Below are 18971 nucleotides of genomic sequence, written 5' to 3' on the forward strand. Positions count from 1 at the left end.
CTCCGGCTCCGGAATCCGGATTTGCGACGCCGTCTGGATCGGCGCTTCGACGGCCTCGGACGGAGGCGGCGGGAGCGTCGCCGGCGACGGCGTGGCCACCTCGGTCATGACCGGCGACTCGGTGGTGAGTTGTGTGGTCACCGGCTGCGACGAGCCCTCGGTGCGTGCCAACAGGTTCTTGCCGTACCCGAGTCCGAGACCGATCACCGCCACCACGGCGAGCGCGCTGCCCGCCAGCGCGGCCCCCCGGATCTGGGGCTTGGCCACCTGCTGACTCGGCGGCGGCGCCGCGGCGCTCAGCCAGGACGGAGTACTCGACGGCGCACCGGTGCGTGCGACGGTCGCGCTCGGCGCCTGGTAGGTGGATACGACTGCGTCCGGTGCGGAGTGCGGCGTGTATGGCGGCGGGAGGACCCTGGCGACCTCGGCGGGTGGCGGCACCACCTGCTGGGCAAGCAGCGCAGCACCCTGTGCCGCAACGAGTTCGGGGTGATCAGGAACGACGACCGGCAACCCGAGCCACGACTGCAGCACCGACCGCACCAGAGGGATGCGTGCACCGCCGCCGATGAGCACCACGGCATCGGGGGTTCGTCCCGACTTCGTGATCACATCGCGGGCGAGGCGCGCCGACGATTCGACGGTGACACCGATCAGCGCGTCGAAGACGTCACGGGACAGCAACAGCAGCCCGCCGTCGCCGGGCACCGCGACGGCGCCGCCGGTGGAGAGCCGCTCTTTCGCCTCACGACAGCGGAGGTCGAGCGCGAGGCCGGCGGCCGCGTCGCCGGGCTCCTCGATCCGCTTGTTCTCCAACTGGTTGTCGCGGATCAGCCGGTCGAAGACGTCTCCGCTCACCGCGTCGGTGCGGACCGTCTCCACCACCTCCCCCGTCGCCCGGTCGACGACGCTCACGGTGAGCCCGGAGCTGCCCAGGTCGTAGAACACGAGCGTCGCATGGTCACCGAGGGCGCCCGAGACGTCGAGGAACTTCAACGCCGCCGAGGCTTCGGTGACGAGCTGGTAGTTGGCGAGTTGCTGCCGGGCCATCGCCGCCTGGACGGCGTCTGCCTGGGCTTCGTCGCGGTAGGCGACCCCGGTGGCGCGGACCGGCCCGGCGTCGGGCGCCCCGGCGAGGACGACGCCGATCGATTCGGCGGCAAGTTCCTCCGGCAGGTCCCGCCCTGCGGCGACGACCTGGGCCCGGAAATCGGGGACGTGCCTGCTCCCGGCGTCGTCACGGTTCACGGAGTCGGGTCGCGCCAAGCGCACAGCGCTCGCACCGACCGACACACCTAGAACCGAACTCATGGGCCGCCTGACTCGACTGTGCACGGGTTCGATCCGGAATCCCCCCACTCCATGGCCCGCAGTCTAGCGAAGCGGTCCGACGGGGCAACCGAGCAACCGTTCGGCGAGAGGCAACTCAGAAGTTGCTCGCGATGATCACTCCCGCGATGCCCGTGCCCAGCGGCACGAACCTGCAGGGCGGCACGATCGTGTGTTCAGGATCGAGCGTGTTGAGAACCAGTTGCTGGGAGAACGGATCGTAGGGCAGGTTGAAATGGCCGGTCTGATCGATCGGGCACAGGTCCTGGACGAGGATGTTGGTGGCGCCGGGGTCGTGCAGCGCGACGTTGGTGTACGGCTGGATCACCTCGTCGTACCGCGTCCCGATCGTGGTGTATTCGACGCCGGGAACGGTGTCACCGCCGGCGTTGAGGGCGGTGAGGAACGGCGATCCCTGCACCTGCTCGGCGAGGGCCTCCGAACCGAAACGCTCGATCAGCTCGCTGCCCCCGGGGACCGACGTCACCGCCGTCGCGATCCCGAAGAACGTCCCACCGTAGGTCGGGGACGCCAGACCGATCCACCGGCTCACGTGGGCCGCGCCGCCGAGCCTGTTGATGTAGTACCGGGCCACCGTCGCGCCCTGCGAGTGCCCGATCACGTCGACCGTCGAGGCGCCCGTGGCAGACAGCACCTGGGCGACGAAACCGTCGAGTTCGTGCGCCCCCTCGGCCATTGTTTCCATCCCATAGTGTTCGGTGCCCGGTCTCTGCCCGTAGTTGAGGGCGAACAGGCAGTAGCCGGCGGACTTCAGTTTCGGGCTCAGCCCGGCCCAGTTCGCGTAGGCACTGCCGTCGCTGCCGTGTACGAGGATCACGGGGTGGGGGTGCGCCGGACCGGGGCGGCACGAGAAATCGTTGATCCCGGGCGGCGCCGAATGCGGATGCTGCTTCGCGTACGAGATGGCCGCGCCGGCGTCGGATTGCGCCGGCCCCGGCAGGGTCGGGACCTCCGCCGCCCGAGCGGGGGCGACACCGAGCGCACAGGCAACGGCAGCCAGGAGTGCGAGTCGGGATCCGTGACGTGCCTTCGACATCGCCAGCCCTCCGTTGCGATTGAGGCTGACGCTACCGGTCCGGCAATCGCGGCGGGCGATCTTTCGCAGCTGTTACCGAACCGCGCGGTCCGATCCGTTCGGTGACCCGGTCGCAACCTGCGCGTCGCAGGTCAGCCCCTGCCCAGCCCCCGGTAGACCCACCCGGCGGCGCGCCAGTCCGCGGCGTCGAGACAGTTGCGGCCGTCGACCATCACCCGGGCCCGGACCACGTCGTTCAGATCCTCCGGTTTCAGGGCCGCGAACTCCGCCCACTCGGTGAGCAGAAGCACGGCGTCGGCGTTGTCGCACGCCTCGACCGCCGATGTCGCGTAGTTCAGCGTCGGGAACAGCCTTCGTGAGTTGTCCAGGGCTTTCGGGTCGTAGACGCTGACCACTGCCCCGTGCAACTGCATCATTCCCGCGACGTTGAGTGCCGGCGAATCACGGACGTCGTCGGATTCGGGCTTGAACGCCGCGCCGAGCACGGCGACGTTGGCGCCGAGCAGCGAACCTCCGCACACCTGCGCCGCCAACTCCACCATCCGGGTGCGACGCCGCATGTTGATGCTGTCGACCTCCCGGAGGAAGTGCAGTGCCTGGTTCGCGCCCAGCTCGCCCGCCCGCGCCATGAACGCGCGGATGTCCTTGGGCAGGCAGCCGCCGCCGAAGCCGAGACCGGCGTTGAGGAAGCGCCGGCCGATCCGCGCGTCGTAGCCCAGGGCGTCGGCGAGTTGGGTGACGTCGGCGCCGGTGGCCTCGCAGACCTCGGAGATGGCGTTGATGAAGGAGATCTTGGTGGCGAGGAACGCGTTGGCCGAGACCTTCACCAGTTCCGCGGTGGCGAGGTCGGTGACCAGGAACGGAATGTCCTCGCCGAGCAGGCGGGCATACAGCTCGCGTAACTCGGTCTCCGCGCGTCCGGGGCGCTGGCGGTCCACTCCCAGCACCATCCGGTCGGGGTGCAGGGTGTCCTCGACGGCGAAGCCCTCCCGCAGGAACTCCGGATTCCACGCCACTTCCACGGCGTCCCCCGCCGGGGCGAGCGCCCGGGCCCGCGCACCCAGATCCGCCGCCGTCCCGACGGGAACTGTCGACTTGCCGACGATGACGGCGGGACGATCGAGCAGCGGCGCGAGAGTGTCGATCACCGAATGCACGTGCCGCAGGTCCGCCGCGTACTCACCCTTCTTCTGCGGGGTGCCGACACCGAGAAAGTGGAGGTCGGCGAACTCGGCGGCCTCGCTGTACGACGTGGTGAAGTGCAGTCGGCCGGCGTCGATGTTCCGGCGCAGAACCTCCCCCAGCCCGGGCTCGTAGAACGGGACCTCCCCGGAGGAGAGCTTCGCCACTTTTCCGGGATCGATGTCGACGCCCAGGACGTCGTGACCCAGTTCCGCCATACAGGCGGCGTGGGTGGCTCCCAGGTATCCGGTTCCAAACACGGTGCAGCGCATGCACCCTTGATAACCAGTGCAGGTGAGCGCGATATTTACCCGACTGATGTTCGAAGCCAACAGTGCGTGTACGAACGGTGCGAGGCGAGACCCTATGCTTCGCCCATGCATGTTCTCTTCGTCTGCACCGGAAACGTCTGTCGCTCCCCAACGGCTGAGCGCCTCGCAGTGGCATACGCCGAGGAGCTCGGGATCACCGATCTGACTGCCGAAAGTGCAGGTACCCGCGCCGCGGTCGGACGCCCGATGGAACCGACGGCCGCGCAAGTCCTCGAAGGGCTCGGCGGTGATCCGAGCGATTTCACCGCGCGGATGCTCACCGCCGATCTGGCGGCGGATGCCGATCTGGTGTTGACGATGACCGAGCGTCAGCGCGAGAAGGTGCTGGCGCTGGCCCCGGAGCAGCTGAAGAAGACGTTCACGCTCCGGGAGGCGGCGCGGCTCGCGGAAGCAGCGGATGCGAAGTCGGTGGCCGACCTGGCTGCGGCACGTCCCAAACACAAGGCCGACGAGACCCCGGAAGACGTTCCGGACCCGATGGGGCAGGACGAGGACACATTCCTCACCATCGGGTCCGAGATCGCCGATCTACTGGGTGTGGTCGCGCGGAGCGTCCGTCTCTGACCAAGCTTCCTGGTCGTCGCGGTAGCGGCGGGTGCGTCTCGGTGCGGGGGGCACCGGCGCGCCCGCCTGCTGCTCGTTGCCGTAGTGGTCGGCACCGCCGTACCACTGCTGACTCTGGTCGCCCTGGTAGGCCGGGGCGCCCTGATAGGCGGGCACTTCCTGCTGATCTCCCCCGTTCGGACCGTACTGGTGCGGCGGGTACTCGTCGCGAACGTACGGGGCCGGCTGCTGGGGTGCCGGCTGCTGGGGTGCCTGGTGCTGAGGGGGCTGCTGCTGCACGGGCGGCTGCACGGCGGCGGCCTGCTGCATCTGCGGCAGAGACTTGTCGGTCTCGTAGTAGTACTTGTACTCGTAGACGCCCCGCCCGCGGCTCGGCGTCATCGTGATGATCGTTCCGAGGATGGTTGCCCCCACGCTGTGCAAGTTGCCCACCGCCCTCGACAGCTGATCCCGCTTGGTCTCGGCGTGCCGTGCGATGACCAGCGCGCCGTCCGACATCGCGGTCAGCACGGTCGCGTCGGTGACGGGCAGCAGCGGTGACGCGTCGACGATCACGTAGTCGAAACGACCCCGCAGATCGGCCAGCACCTGGCGGGCCGTCTCCGTTCCGAGGAGCTCACTCGGGTTCGGCGGGATCGGTCCGGATGCCAGGACCGTGAGACCCGAGTACTGCGTCGGCTGGAGCACGGCGTCGAGATCGGCCTTGCCTGCCAGCACACTGCTGAGACCGACGGAACCGACGACGCCGAGGTACTTCGACACCCGCGGCTTGCGGAGGTCACCCTCGACCAGGCACACGTTCTGACCGCCCTCCGCCAACACGAGGGCGATGTTGATGGCGGTCGTGGTCTTGCCCTCGGTGGGCAGCGAACTGGTGACGACGATGACACGCGGCGGGTTGTCGACCTCGAGGAACTGGAGGTTGGTCCGCAGTTCCCGGTAGGACTCGGCGCTCGAGGAGTTGCCTTCCGCGAAGTTGATGGCCTGCTGCGTCTGCCGCTCCTTGTCGAACGGGATGGTGCCGATCAGTGCGGACCCGGCCAGCTCCTCGACGGTGCGCCGATCCTTGACCGTGTTGTCGAGGCGATCACGCAGGACGGCGAAGGCGATACCGAGCAGGAGTCCGACAGCCGCACCCAGCGCGAGGTTGCGGAGCGTCTTGGGTGAGACGGGAGTCGACGGGGTCTGTGCCTGCTGTTCGACGACGACCCGGGCGGCGGGGGCGCCGCCTTTCTCCGGGGTCTCGAGCTCCCTGGCCATGACGACGAACTCGTCGGACAGGGCGTTGGCGATGTCGCGGGCGCGTTCCGGCGACGGATCCTGCACCTTGACGTCGATCAGCACGGTGTCGGGCGCGGAGCTGGCCTTTACCTGGGAGGCGAGTGCCGAGGCCGTGCCGCCGAGATCGAGCTTGTCGATGGTCCGCTGCGCGAGCGTCTCACCGGTGAGCAGTTTGGTGTAGGACGTCACTCGCTGCTGCGAGAACAGGTTGCCCTGGTACACCTCGTTCACCGACGACCCCGCAGACGTCGAGACGAACAACCGCGTCGAGGCTTCGTAGATGGGAGTCGTCAGCAACGACGCCCCGAGCGCACCGAGGATCGCCACCACGGTGGTGATCGCGATGATTTTCCAACGTGATTGCAGAATTCGCAGGTAGTCCTGAATTTCCATTATCGAGTCTCTTCCAATTGCGTCACGCTCAGCGGCGCGATCGAGCTGTCATTCACATCGTCTTGACCCGACTGAATCGCTACATCGTAGTGATGAGGTCCACTGTCGGCGTCACGTGCATCACGGTCCGCCGTGGTCCCCCGATCTCCGAAGCAGTCGGCCGATCTCGGCGAGCGGTCTTGGGTCTGCCATCTCGGAGTGGGTGGTATCGATGTGGTGCGCGGTGACGACGCCGTCGGTGTACTCACGCCAGGCGTCCACGACATCCGGATGCCGGTTCAGGTCCCGGGCGGCGACGAAGAGGTCGATGTCGCCGTCGAACACGCGGGGGCTGTGGGTCGACGCGATCAGCTCGAGTCGCTCGATCACGGCGCGGATCTCGCGCAGTCGCTCGACGCTCACGTACGCGCCGAACTGCGCGATCAACTCGTCCTCACTCAGGGTTTCCGGTTCGGGTGGCTGATGCTGCGGCAGAAGCGTGTCGAGGAGTGCCGGCCATGCGACCTCGTGGCCGGCTTCGCGGAGCTGGACGGCCATTTCGTGGGCGATGGTGCCGCCGAGCGACCAGCCCAGCAGATGGTAGGGGCCCTCCGGCTGGACGACGCGGATCGCGTCGACGTACCGCGCGGCCAGGTCCGGCAGCGTCTCGGGGAGGTCCGGCGCCCCGGTCGCCTGCAGTCCGAACAGCGGACGGTCGCCGACATGATCCGCGAGACCGCTGAAGCACCAGGCCAATCCGCCGAGCGGGTGCACACAGAACAGGGGGGCTCCGGCACCGGCAGGGTGGAGTTCCACCAGGGTGTCGAAGAAGCTCTCGAGGTGTGCGCCGTCTTCGATCCGCGTGGCCAGACGCTGCACCGTGGGGTCGGTGAAGATCCACTCGATGGGCACGTCGCGTTCGAGCCGGCGGCGCAGTTCGGTCGCCGCCGAGGCGGCGCCCATCGACGTGCCGCCCAGGGCGAAGAAGGCTTCGTCGGCGGGGATGCCGGCGACGCCCAGCACCTCCGCGAATACCGCCGCAATCGTCTCTTCGAGTTCGCCTGCGGGCACCGCGGATTCGGTCGGCTCGATCTTCGGTGCCGGCAATGCTGCCCGGTCGAGTTTGCCGGACGGCAGCAGCGGCATCGTGTCCACGACCGTCACCGAAGACGGGACCAGGTGCCGCGGTAGCCGGCCGCGCGCGAAGTCGACGACGGACCGGGGCGTCAGATCCGCGGCGCCCGCGACGTAGGAGGCCAGAACGGTCTCTGTCGAATTCGGCAGCGCAATCGTCACGGCGAACTGGACGCCGGGATGCCTGAGCAACACGGCATCGACTTCGGTGGGTTCTACCCGGATTCCGTGAATCTTCACCTGGGAATCGCTGCGACCCAGGTACTCCAGCCCCCCGTTCGTGTCTCGCCGCACGATGTCACCGGTGCGGTACAGCCGCTCCCCTGGTTTCCCGTAGGGGTGCGCGACGAAGTGTCCTGCTGTGAGATCACTTCGACCCACATATCCACGGGCGATGCCGCTACCGGCCAGATACAGTTCGCCCGTTACCCCGTCGGGCACGGGATGCAGGCGCGAATCGAGGACGAACACGGCGTTGCCGTCCAGGGGGCTTCCGATCGTGATCGGACGTCCGGGTTCGAGGGGGCCCGCAACGGACGCGTCGATGGTGAACTCGGTGGGGCCGTACGCGTTGAACAGTCGGTGCCGTCGTGCCCAGCGGTCGGCAAGGTCCATCGGAAGTGCTTCTCCCCCGACGACGACGGTGGACGGCGGAAGGCTCTCCGGGTCGAGTGAGGCCAGCACGGTCGGCGTGGCGGTGAAGTGAGTGATCTTCTGTGACACCAGGAATTCAGCCAATTCGTCGCCAGCATAGGTGAATGCGGGTGCGACCACGAGAGCACCACCCGACGACGCCGCCCACAGCATCTCGAACACCGAAACGTCGAAAGTCGGGGAGGTCAACTGCAGCACCCGCACAGCCTCGCCATCCTGCGCGGCCGAATCGTACGCAGGGGTGGCGAGCAGTGTCGTGAGTCCGCGGTGGGGAACGACGACGCCCTTCGGCCGACCGGTGGACCCGGACGTGTAGATCACGTACGCCGGGTTGTCCACGTCGGGCGCCAGCGGATCCGCGTCACCCGAGGGCTCGTCGTCCAGCCGCAGCCAGTCGACGGATCCAGGCAGATCTCCGATGCCGTCGACCGTCAACCCGAGCACCGCGCGCGAGTCCTTCAGCATCCAGTCGAGCCGCTCCGCAGGATGAGTCGAATCCAGCGACACCCACGCCGCACCGGCCTTGGTCACCGCCCACACCGCCACCATCCAGTGCCAGCCGCGGGTGGTCGCCACCGCGACGACGTCCTCCGGCCCGATATTGCGTGCGGCCAGCGCGCGAGCCCAGCGGTCCGACAGTTCGTCGATTTCGCGGTAGGTCCAGTGTGTGTCACCATCCGCCAGTGCGACGGCGGTCGGGGTTGCGCGAACCCGGGTTTCGAGGATGTCGCCGAGCGTCCGCGGTGTGGCCACGGGCCGGGGCCCCTGCTCGAGTTGGGCGCGTTCGGCGTCGTCGAGGATTTCGAGGTCACCGACAGCTGCCGCAGGGTCGGTCAGGGCCGACTCGAGGACCGCACCGAACCGTCGCAGGAGTGTCAGCGCCGTCCGCCGGTCGAACAGGTCGGTGGCGTAGTCGAGTCGCACCGTCATGGCCTCGGCTGCGTCGGTCACATCCCACACGAGGTCGAACTCTGTCGCCTGCACATCGGGGTGGAACTCGTCCGTGCCGAGGAACAGCTGCGGGAAATCCACCGCGCGCTGATACGTCAGCATCACCTGGAACAGCGGGTTGTATGCCGCGGACCGTTGCGGGGCCAGGTGCGCCACGACGTCGTCGAACGGGACGTCGGCATGCGCAAGTGCGTCGAGGTCCACGGTGCGGACGTCCGCCAGAAACTCCTCGAACGATTGCGCCGGCGAGACCGCGGTGCGCAGTGCCACGGTGCCGACGAACATCCCCACCACGGCGTCGAGTGCCGGGTCCGGACGGCCGCCGACCACGGTGCCCACCACCACGTCGGACTGTCCGCTCAGGCGCGCCAGAAGGACCGCGAGGGCTGCGTGGAGCACCATGAACACGGTCGTTCCGCGGCTGCGCGCCAGTGCGACCACCCGCTCCCGCAGGTCGTCCTCGAACGTCCACTCCACACTCGCCCCGATGTGGCTGGGGAGTTCCGGCCGGGGACGATCGGCCGGCAGCGGGAGCGGTGCCCCCACTCCGGAGAGCACGTGCGCCCAGTGCTCGAGCTGCGCGCGAGCCACGCTGTCGGGATCGGCGGCCGCCCCGAGCAGTTCGCGCATCCAGAGGGCGTAGTCGGCGTAATCTACGGCCAGTGGCACCCACTGCGGGGCCGTACCGTCCGCGCGGCACCGGTAGGCGGTATCGAGATCGGCGAGCAGCGGTCCCATGGAACCGCCGTCCAAAGCAATGTGGTGAACCACGACAGCGAGGGCGTAGTCGCCGCTGTCGGTGCGCCACAGCTTCACCCGCACAGGGGTCTCGGCGGTGAGGTCGAACGGCCGAGCGCTCCACGTGTCGACGGAGAAGTCCGCTTCCGCGGCGAGGTCCTCGGACACGGACTCGACAGGCATCACCTGCTGGTACGGACCTTCGGCGTCATCAGGGAAGACGGTGCGTAGCACCGAATGCCGCTGCAGGACGTCCCGCATTGCCAGCCGGAGGGCCTCGGCGTCGACGTCACTCCCGACCCGCGTGACGAAAACCATGTTGTGCAGGGCGGTATCGGGGTTCACCCGACTGAGCAGCCACATGCGTTGCTGCGCGGGAGACAGCGGCAACCGCGCCCCGCTCGGGCGTGGAACGAGCACCGGCCGCGTCACTCCCGACGAGGGGCCGCCCAACCACCGAGCGAGCGACGAAGGGCTCGGGTTCTCGAACAGCACGCGCACCGGGACGTCGACGTTGAACGTCGCAGACAGCCGGGCCGTCACCGCGGTCGCCGACAGCGAATCGCCGCCCGCTTCGAAGAAGTTGTGCCCGGCACCGATCCGAGTGGAGCCGAGAACGTCGACGAACACGCCGGCCACCATCTCCTCGACCGCGGTGCGAGGGGGTGTGGCGATCACGTCGTCGTCCCAGGCCTCCAACGCTGCGACGTCGAGCTTGCCGTTGGCGGTGAGAGGCAACGTGTCCATCGTGACGATCCGAGGCGGCACCAGGTACGAGGGCAGGTGTCCCGTCAGCTGCTGTCGCAGAGCGCGGGAGTCGATGTGCGTTCCGGCGACGAAGGCGACGAGGTCGTGTCGCTGCACCGACACGGCGGCCTGCTCGACGCCGTGCAGTTCCAGCAACGCCGCCTCCACCTGCGCCGGTTCGATGCGCATGCCGCGCAGCTTGACCTGGCGGTCGACCCGCCCGATGAACGAGAGGGTGCCGTCGGCCCGTCGGTGCACCACGTCTCCGGTGCGGTACATGCGGGTGCCGTCCGACGCCGCGACGAACCGCTCCGCCGTCCGGCCGGGTGCGCCGAGGTAGCCCTGGGCGAGTCCGGGTCCGGCGAGGTAGAGCTCACCGACACCGCCGACGGGAACGGCCCGCAACCGGGTGTCGAGCACTACCGCGGTGGTTCCGGGGATCGGCGCGCCGATCGTCACCGCACCGCGCGCGGACGCCGGGTCGACCTCGGTCAGCGTCGCGACCACCGTCGACTCGGTCGGACCGTAGGCGTTGAGCAGAAGTCGTCCGGCGCTCCAGGTCGTGGCCAGTTCGGAACTCAGTGCCTCACCCCCGACGCCCACGACGCGCACCGACTCGAGCCCGCGCGGGTCGAGTGTGGCAAGGACGGACGGTGTGGAGAGGTAGTGCGTGACACGCTGATCGACCAGCAGCCGATGCAACTCGGCACCGGCGAAGACGTCGTCGGGCGCGACCACCAGGCAGGCGCCCGAACCGAAGGCGAGCAGCATCTCCAGCAGCGCGGCGTCGAAGGCGGGGTTGTAGCCGTGCAGTACACGGTCGTCGGGACCCACCCGGTATCGCCGTACCACCTCTGCGGTGAGCGGCCCCAATCCGCGGTGCGTGACCGCGACGGCCTTGGGTGTGCCCGTGGAGCCCGAGGTATGAATCACGTACGCCACGTCCCGTGCGCACTTCTGGTAGCCCTGATCACCGAAACCGCTCACGGGGCTGAACGCCGCACCGGTCTTGGCGACGGCCCAGAGTTCGATCACGAAGTCCGACGATCGTGGCAGGTCGATCGGGACGACGTCGCCCGGTGCGACGCCCCGTGCTGTGAGCTCGCGTGCCCGCACGTCGGAACGCTCATCCACCTCGCGGTAGGTCAACGTGATGTCGCCGTCGGTGAGTGCAGCGTTGTCGGGGTATGTGGCGGCGGTGGCCGTCAGGATCTCGGCCAGGGTGCGTTCACCGGCGGGTCGCGCACCGACGAGGGGTTCCGTGTCGGTCAACGCGAGGTCGCCGATTGCCATGCCGGGGTCGGCGCAGATCCCTTCGAGCACCCGTCCGAGATTGGTCACCAAGGCCTGCACGGTCGCGTGATCGAAGAGGTCGGCCGAGTACACCGCGGCACCGCGAAAACCTGCGGGGGCACCGTCGTCGGACGTCTCGGTGAGCGTCAGGTGGAGGTCGAATTTCGCTGTTCCGGTGTCGAATTCCTCGGCCGTCACCGTCATACCCGCCGCCTCGAGGGTGGGGATCTGCAGGTTCTGCAGCGCCAGCGCCACCTGCGGGGTCCGACCACCGAGCAGTCCGGCCACCACCTCGAACGGCACATCGGCGTGCTCGAATGCGTCGACGTCGAAGTCCCGGACCTGCGCGAGGAGCCCGGTGAACGGCATGTCCGGCTGTACCTGTGCCCGCAGCGCGAGGGTGTTCACGAACATGCCCACCAAGGAATCGAGCACTCGTTCCCCGCGCCCGGCGACGGCCGTGGCGACGACGACGTCGGGCTGGGCTCCGTGCCTCGACAGCACCACGGACAGCGCCGCGTGCACAACCATGAACGGGGTCGCGTGGTGCTGTGCGGCCAGGTCGTGCACGGTCTGCTGCACACCCGCCGGGACCTCGAATTCGACGACACCTGCGCGCTGCGACGTGCTCGTCGGTCGATCCGACTGAAGTGGTGCCGTGCTGTCGACGCCGTCCAGCGCTCGACGCCAGTGCTCGACGCGGCGCTGCCCGTGGTCGCCGTCCAGCAGCTCCCGCTCCCACACGGCGTAGTCGGCGTACTGCAGTGGCAGCGGATCACCCTGCGGGGCAATCCCGGAGCAGTGCGCGGCGTAGGAACTCAGCACGTCGGAGACGAGCGGGGTCAGCGACCACCCGTCGGCGGCGATGTGATGGATGTTCACGGCCAGCACGTGACACCGCGGGTTCAGGCGCAACAGTGCAACGCGGATGGGCCGGTCCTGGGTCAGGTCGAATCCGCGGGATGCGAACTGTTCCATGAACTCGGCGGGATCGTCCACGTCGACCGGATCCAGGTCGAGCGGTGCGGGGTCGAGGATCTCCTGGTAGGGATGGCCGTCCACGGGGTACCGCGTCCGCAGCGTCTCGTGCCGCCGGATCACGTCCTCGAAAGCTGCGGTCAGCGCGTCGACGTCGAGCGCTCCCTCCATCCGCACGGTGGCGGGCAGGTTGTACGTCGGTGACTCGGGGTCGGTTCGGTTCAGCACCCACATGCGGTACTGGCTGCGGGACAGCGGAATGCGGTCCGGTCGAGGGCGGGCGACGAGGGCGGGACGCAGGTCCGTCTCGGGGACTGCGTCGTCGAGGGCTTCGGCCAGTTCGGCAACGGTGGGGTGCGTGAACAGGGTTCGCAGCGGCACCACGTGACCCACGGAGTCGGTGAGCCGCGCCGTGAGCTGCGTGGCCAGCAGGGAGTTGCCGCCCGCGTCGAAGAAGTGCGTCCCACGGCCGACGTTCTCGATTCCGAGGATGTCCGCGAACACCCGTGCCACCGCGCGTTCGGTGTCGGTGTTCGGCGGTTCGTTCTCGGCGACCGCCAGGTCCGGCATCGGCAGCGACCGCAGGTCGAGTTTGCCGTTCGCGGTGGGCGGCGCGGCGTCGAGCACCACCACGGCGGTCGGCACCAGGTATGCCGGCAAGGATTCGGCGAGGCGACGTCGCAGATCGTGGGTGTCGATGTGGCCGCGCGGCAGCACATAGGACACCAGCATCTCGGTGCCGGCGTCGGAGGTGCGCACGACGGTGCCGACGAAGACGACGTCGGCGAGCCGGGCAATGACGGTGTCGATCTCCGCCGGCTCGATGCGCACTCCCCGCATCTTGATCTGGGAGTCGTTGCGGCCCAGGTACTCGAGCTCGTATCCGGCGGCGGTCTTCCGCCAGCGCACCAGATCACCGGTGCGGTACAGCCGTGCACCGTCTTCGGCCGCGACGAACCGCTCCGCCGTCAACCCCGGCTGGTCCGCATACCCGCGGGCCAGCCCGCTGCCCGCCAGATACAGCTCCCCGGACACGCCGGGCGGCACCGGACGCAGCCGGTCGTCGAGTACCACCGCGGACACACCGTGCACGGGTGTGCCGATCGTGACCGGCTCCCCCACCACCAGCGGTCCGGTGCTGAGCGTGTACATGGTGGTCTCGGCGGGGCCATAGGCGTTGTACAGGCGACGGCCGTCCGCCCAGCGGTTCGCCAACTCGCTGCCGAGCCGCTCACCACCGACCATCAACATCTGCAGGTCGGGAAGTTTCCGTTCGTCGAGGGTCGCGAGGATCGTCGGTGTCATGCACGCGTGCGTGATGCGGTCGCGTTTCATCAGGTCGGCGAGGGGCGGACCGGCGTATTCGGCGTCCGACGCGATCACCAGCGTGGCTCCCGACGCCCCGGCGACCAGGACCTCGAGCAGCGTCATGTCGAATCCGGTCGCACCGCGATGCAACATCCGGGAGCCGGGACCGGCCGCGTACCGCTCGCGCAGGTCGGCGTCGAGTGCGGCCAGACCACCGTGCGTGACCACGACACCCTTGGGTGTGCCCGTCGTTCCCGACGTGTACACGACGTACGCTGCCTCGGACGTGAGTGGCAAAGCGTGGTCCGACACACTGTGCCACTCACCTGGGGTGAATGGGGTGCGCGCGGGGTCGAACAGCACTGGCGCTGCACCGGTCTTCGCGATGGCCCAGAGTCGCACCACCGAGTCCACCGATCTCGGTTCCGCCCACGGAACCAGACTTCCGGGTCCCGCACCGTTCTCTGCGAGCTCACGTGCCATCGCGTCGGAGCGCGCGTCCAACTCGCGGTAGGTGAGTTCGACGCCTCCGCCGGATACCGCGACAGCGTCCGGTGCGAGGGTGACGCCGCGGGTCAGGATGGAGCGCAGCGTCGTCGGCTCCGGCGCACCGGGGCCGACGGCAGGCACCAGTGCGGCGCGCTCCGCGGCATCGAACAGGTCGATGTCGCCCACCGGAAGCTGCGGGTCTGCGCTGACGGCCTCGAGGAACCGCACCAGCCGCGACGCGAAGTGTTCGATCGACGCGTGCTCGTACAGGTCTGCGTCGTAACCGAAGTCGAGGTGCATGCGTCCGCCGGGGCCGGACTCGGTGACGGTCAGTTGCAGATCGAAGTTCGCCCTGTCCACCACGTCACCGACGGGTGTCACCGTCAGTCCGGGCAGCGTGACCTGACCGATTCGGCTCCGCTGCATCGACAGCGCGACCTGGAACAGCGGGTGATGGGACGTCGAGCGCGCCGGGTTCAGCAGCTCGACCAGAGTCTCGAACGGCATGTCGGCGTGCGTGTAGGCGGCGATGTCCCGTTCGTGGACGTGGGCGAGCAGTTCCGCGAAGGTCGCCGTCGGGTCCACCGCGGTGCGCAGTACGAGGGTGCCGGCGAACATCCCGACCATGTCGTCGAGTTGCGGATCGGTGCGGCCGGCGACGGCGGTGCCGATCGGTACGTCACTACTGCCGCTGTATCGCGAGAGGACGGCGGCAAGTGCGGCGTGCAGCACCATGAACGTGGTGGCCCGTCCGTTGCGGGCCAGCGTGTTCAGCGCGTCGTGCAGCTGTTCATCGAGTTCGACGCCGACCGTGCCGGCGTGACCGGACGCCGCGGCTGGGCGCGGGCGGTCGGCAGGCAGCGTGACCTGCTCGGGCAGGTCTGCGAGGGTGTCGAGCCAGTACTGCTGCACGGTGTCTGCGGACGCGTCGTCGAGGACGGCCCGTTGCCACACGCTGTAGTCGCTGTACTGCACCGGCAGTGGAAGCCACTCGGGGCTGCTGCCGTCGAGGCGGGCCTGGTACGCCGTCATCGTGTCGCGGATCAGCGGGGTCAGCGACCACGCATCGGCGGCGATGTGATGCACCACGAGCGCGAGCACGTGCGATTCGGGTCCGACGCGATACAGCCGCGACCGGATGGGCGCGTCGACGGACACATCGAATCCGCTGTCGACGAACGCACGCAGGTGCGCGTCGACTGCGTCCTCCGGCAGCGCGATCGGGGTCAGATCCAGCGAAACCTCACCCGCGTCGAGCACGACCTGGTGCACGCCATCGGCATCGGACGGGTACACGGTGCGCAGAGTGTGGTGCCGTTCGATCAGGTCGCGGGCCGCGGATGCCAGGGCGTGCACATCCAGATCCCCGTCGAGACGCACGACGAGCGGAAGGTTGTATCCCGATGCCCCGGTGTCGAATTGGTTGACGAACCACATCCGCTGCTGCGCCGGCGACAGCGGAATGCGACCGTCGCTCGACGCGGGCCGCAGCGGGGGACGTCGCCGCTCGCCACCGGAACGCTCCTCGATCCGGGACGCCAACTCGGCGACGGTGGGGGCCTCGAACACGTCCTTCACCGTCACGTCGATGTCGAAGACGGCGCTCACGCGCGCGGATACTCGGGTGGCGAGCAGCGAGTTGCCGCCGAGGTCGAAGAAGTTGTGCCGGGTCCCCACCTCGGCGCCGCCGAGCACTTCGGCGAACACGTCGGCCACCACGTCTTCGATGGGAGTGTGGGTGCCTTGCGCGTCCTCGAGCAGGATGCCGGGATCGGGGAGGGCGCCACGGTCGACCTTTCCGTTGACGGTCAACGGAATTGCCGGAACATGCACCAGTGCGCCGGGCACCATGTGGTCGGGCAGGACCGCACGCAGGTGCTTGGTCAGGGTCGGCTGATCGGCGTCGGCCACCACGTATCCGACGAGCTGCCGTCCGACAGCCGTGTCGCGGAGGACCACCACCGCTCGTTCGACGTCGGGATGCCGCAAGAGGGCGGCCTCGATCTCGCCCGGTTCGATCCGGTATCCGCGCAACTCGACCTGAGCGTCGGCGCGTCCCACATAGTCCAGGCGGCCACCGCCGCGGTACCGAACCAGATCACCGGATCGGTACATCACGGTGCCCTCGATGAACGGGTTTGCGACGAACCGTTCCGCTGTCAGCCCGGGGCGGTGCAGATATCCGGAGGAGACCTGGGCCCCCGACACATACAGCTCCCCCACGCCGCCCGGTGGTACGGGGCGCAGCGCGGAATCGAGCACATAGGTCAGCACACCCGGTAGCGCACGGCCGATGGTCGCTGATGCATCGGGCGTCGCGGGGTCGAGTTCGGCGCGGGTGACGTGCACGGTCGTTTCCGTGATGCCGTACATGTTGATGGCGCGCACTCCGGGATGCCGTTCGAGCCACGGCCACACCGGTGTCGGATCCAGCGCTTCACCGCCGAAGATGAGCAGTCGGACCGCCAGTTCCGCGTCGTCGTCGATCTCGGCTAGCTGGCCGAACGCGGACGGTGTCTGGTTGAGGACGGTGACGCCTTCACGAACCAGCAAGTCCTGGAATTCGCGGGGTGAACGGGCCAGGAAGTGGTCGACGAGAACCAGTCGGCCACCGGTGGTCAGGGCGCCCCACATCTCCCACACGGAGAAGTCGAAGGCAGGTGAGTGGAACATCGTCCACACGTCGTCCGGACCGAATCCGAACTCGTCGCGCGTATTCGCCAGCAACGACAGCACATTGCCGTGCGTCACGAGCACGCCCTTCGGCCGGCCGGTCGATCCGGACGTATAGATCACATATGCACTTCGTGCCCGTGAGTACTTATTAACCGCCCGTGGGTAAGAAGTACTCACGGGGGGCGCAGCCGCATCGGCGATCACCGCCACCGGCTTCGCGTCGTCCAGCAGGTACTGGATGCGCTCCGCCGGGTACTGCGGATCGACGGGCAGGTAGACACCGCCGGCGCGCACCACTCCAATGATCGCGGCTATCAGATCCGGCGACTGTGGCATCGCGACGGCCACGATATCGCCGCCGACGACGCCCGCCTCGCTCAACGACGTCGCGACCGCCGCTGAGCGTTCGTCCAGTTCGGCATACGTCAGCGTCTCGTCTCCGAACGTGACTGCCACCGCGTCCGGGCGGTCGGCTGCGTGGCTCAGGAACAACTCGTGCAGTGACGCGGCGTCGGGCTCCACCCCGGGGATGCCGGCCGTCGCTTCGGCCCATTCGTCCGCGGTAAGCACGTCGACTGCACCCACCGGGGCATCGCCTTCGACGGCTGTGAAGGCGCTCAGAAAGTCGACGAACCGCGACAACAGCCGTTCGAGTTCCTCTTCTTCGTAGCGGCCGGGGTTGGCTTCGAAGTCGACGCGCACGGTGCGACCGTCCACCGACGGGTACAGGTTGAGCGACAAGTCGTCGGCCACCCCGGTCGTCAGTACGTTGAACTCGCCCACGAGTTCGCCGAGCACGATCTCGCGGTGGAAGTTCATGATGTTGACGGTCGGGCCGAATCCGTGGCGGGACGGTTGTACTCGGCCTTCCCGCATGTCCTCGTGGCGGTATCGCTGACGACGCAACGCTCCGGTGAGTTCGAGTTGAACCTTCCGAACCAGCTCTTCCACGCTTTCGGCTGGATCGAGATGAAGCCGAAGGGGCACGATGTTCGCCATCATTCCCGTTGAACGGCGCGCGGACGCAGTGGTTCGAGCCGAAACAGGAAGGCTCAGTACTACGTCCGTGGCACCGGTCATTCGTCCCAGATACGCGGCGAACGCAGCCACGATGACGGGAACCTCGGACGAGTTCCACGCGCGCGCCAGGGCCTCGATCCGGCTCGCGACGGCCGCGTCCATGACACGGCTGGACACCCGAGGTGGCGACGTCGGTCGCGCATGCCGATCCGTCAACCGGACAGGTTCGGGCAGTTCAGCGGTCCGCTCCGCCCAGTACTCGCGATCGCGGAGGTATCGGTCGGTAGCTCGATATTCCGTCTCCGCGTCGTACATCGCGCGCAGACTCATCGCTTTGGACTGCGGCGCCTCCGTTCCGCTGACGAGATGGGTGTAGAGCTCCGCCACACGGTTCATCAGCACCATCGCGCCGTATGCGTCCATCACCAAGTGGTGCGTGCGGGAGAACCAGTAGTAGTGGTCGTCGCCGAGGTGCAGCAGGGTGGCGGCGATCAACCGGTCGGTCGTCAGGTCGAGTGGCCGGCTGTATTCGTCCGTCATCCAGCAATGCGCCTCTGCGACTGGATCCGCATGATCCCGCATATCCCGGTAGACGAGGGCATCCTCGATGCTCTGATCGACCACCTGATGGGGCTCACCGGCCACATCGACCAGGCGGACCACAGCGGACTCCAACTCGCGACAACCGCGATCGGTAGCCGACACGAGAACGTCGTAGTCGAGCTGTCCGCGTACCTCGACGAATTGGGCGATATTGAAGGGCACGGCCGGGTCGAGTTGCTGAGCGAACCACAGCGCTTGTTGCGCACGCGAAAGCGGAAATGGGCTCACTTCCGCCACCCCGCCCTCACAGGGCCTTGACACAC

The 18971-nt window shown here is 68.2% G+C and carries 6 protein-coding genes; 1 reads left to right on the forward strand and 5 read right to left on the reverse strand.

Annotated features, from left to right (window positions below; genetic code table 11):
- The 3 genes from G9373_RS33570 to G9373_RS33580 all read right to left on the reverse strand — a co-directional run.
- A partial coding sequence (locus tag G9373_RS33570) for an Hsp70 family protein (RefSeq protein WP_206032922.1) occupies positions 1-1311 on the reverse strand: 1311 nt, incomplete at its 3' end.
- A gap of 115 nt (positions 1312-1426) precedes the next feature.
- Positions 1427-2386, reverse strand: a complete 960-nt coding sequence (locus tag G9373_RS33575; protein WP_167119098.1) for an alpha/beta fold hydrolase — start codon at positions 2384-2386, stop codon at positions 1427-1429.
- A 131-nt stretch (positions 2387-2517) separates the two neighbouring features.
- Positions 2518-3840: a UDP-glucose/GDP-mannose dehydrogenase family protein gene (locus G9373_RS33580; protein ID WP_005563241.1), complete on the reverse strand. Its 1323-nt coding sequence runs from the start codon at positions 3838-3840 to the stop codon at positions 2518-2520.
- Positions 3841-3945: 105 nt separating this feature from the next.
- Between G9373_RS33580 and G9373_RS33585 the strand changes: the two genes are divergently transcribed.
- On the forward strand, positions 3946-4464 hold the full coding sequence (locus G9373_RS33585; RefSeq protein ID WP_011597644.1) for a protein-tyrosine-phosphatase: 519 nt from the start codon (positions 3946-3948) through the stop codon (positions 4462-4464).
- On the opposite strand, the gene G9373_RS33590 is transcribed toward G9373_RS33585, so the two are convergent.
- A complete protein-coding gene (locus tag G9373_RS33590) occupies positions 4429-6138 on the reverse strand; it encodes a polysaccharide biosynthesis tyrosine autokinase (RefSeq protein ID WP_133986307.1) in 1710 nt (569 codons plus the stop codon). The genes G9373_RS33585 and G9373_RS33590 overlap by 36 nt on opposite strands.
- A gap of 120 nt (positions 6139-6258) precedes the next feature.
- Positions 6259-18936, reverse strand: coding sequence for a non-ribosomal peptide synthetase (locus G9373_RS33595; RefSeq protein WP_167119101.1), 12678 nt, complete (start codon positions 18934-18936; stop codon positions 6259-6261).
- Positions 18937-18971: the final 35 nt, after the last annotated feature.

This window comes from Rhodococcus sp. A14, assembly GCF_011603105.1.
Taxonomy (GTDB): Bacteria; Actinomycetota; Actinomycetes; order Mycobacteriales; family Mycobacteriaceae; genus Rhodococcus_F; species Rhodococcus_F opacus.

Bases quoted from the DNA above. Each gene is read 5' to 3' on its own strand.
- G9373_RS33590 (WP_133986307.1), bottom strand. From the start codon at position 6,138: ATGGAAATTCAGGACTACCTGCGAATTCTGCAATCACGTTGGAAAATC.
- G9373_RS33580 (WP_005563241.1), bottom strand. From the start codon at position 3,840: ATGCGCTGCACCGTGTTTGGAACCGGATACCTGGGAGCCACCCACGCC.
- G9373_RS33575 (WP_167119098.1), bottom strand. From the start codon at position 2,386: ATGTCGAAGGCACGTCACGGATCCCGACTCGCACTCCTGGCTGCCGTT.
- G9373_RS33585 (WP_011597644.1), top strand. From the start codon at position 3,946: ATGCATGTTCTCTTCGTCTGCACCGGAAACGTCTGTCGCTCCCCAACG.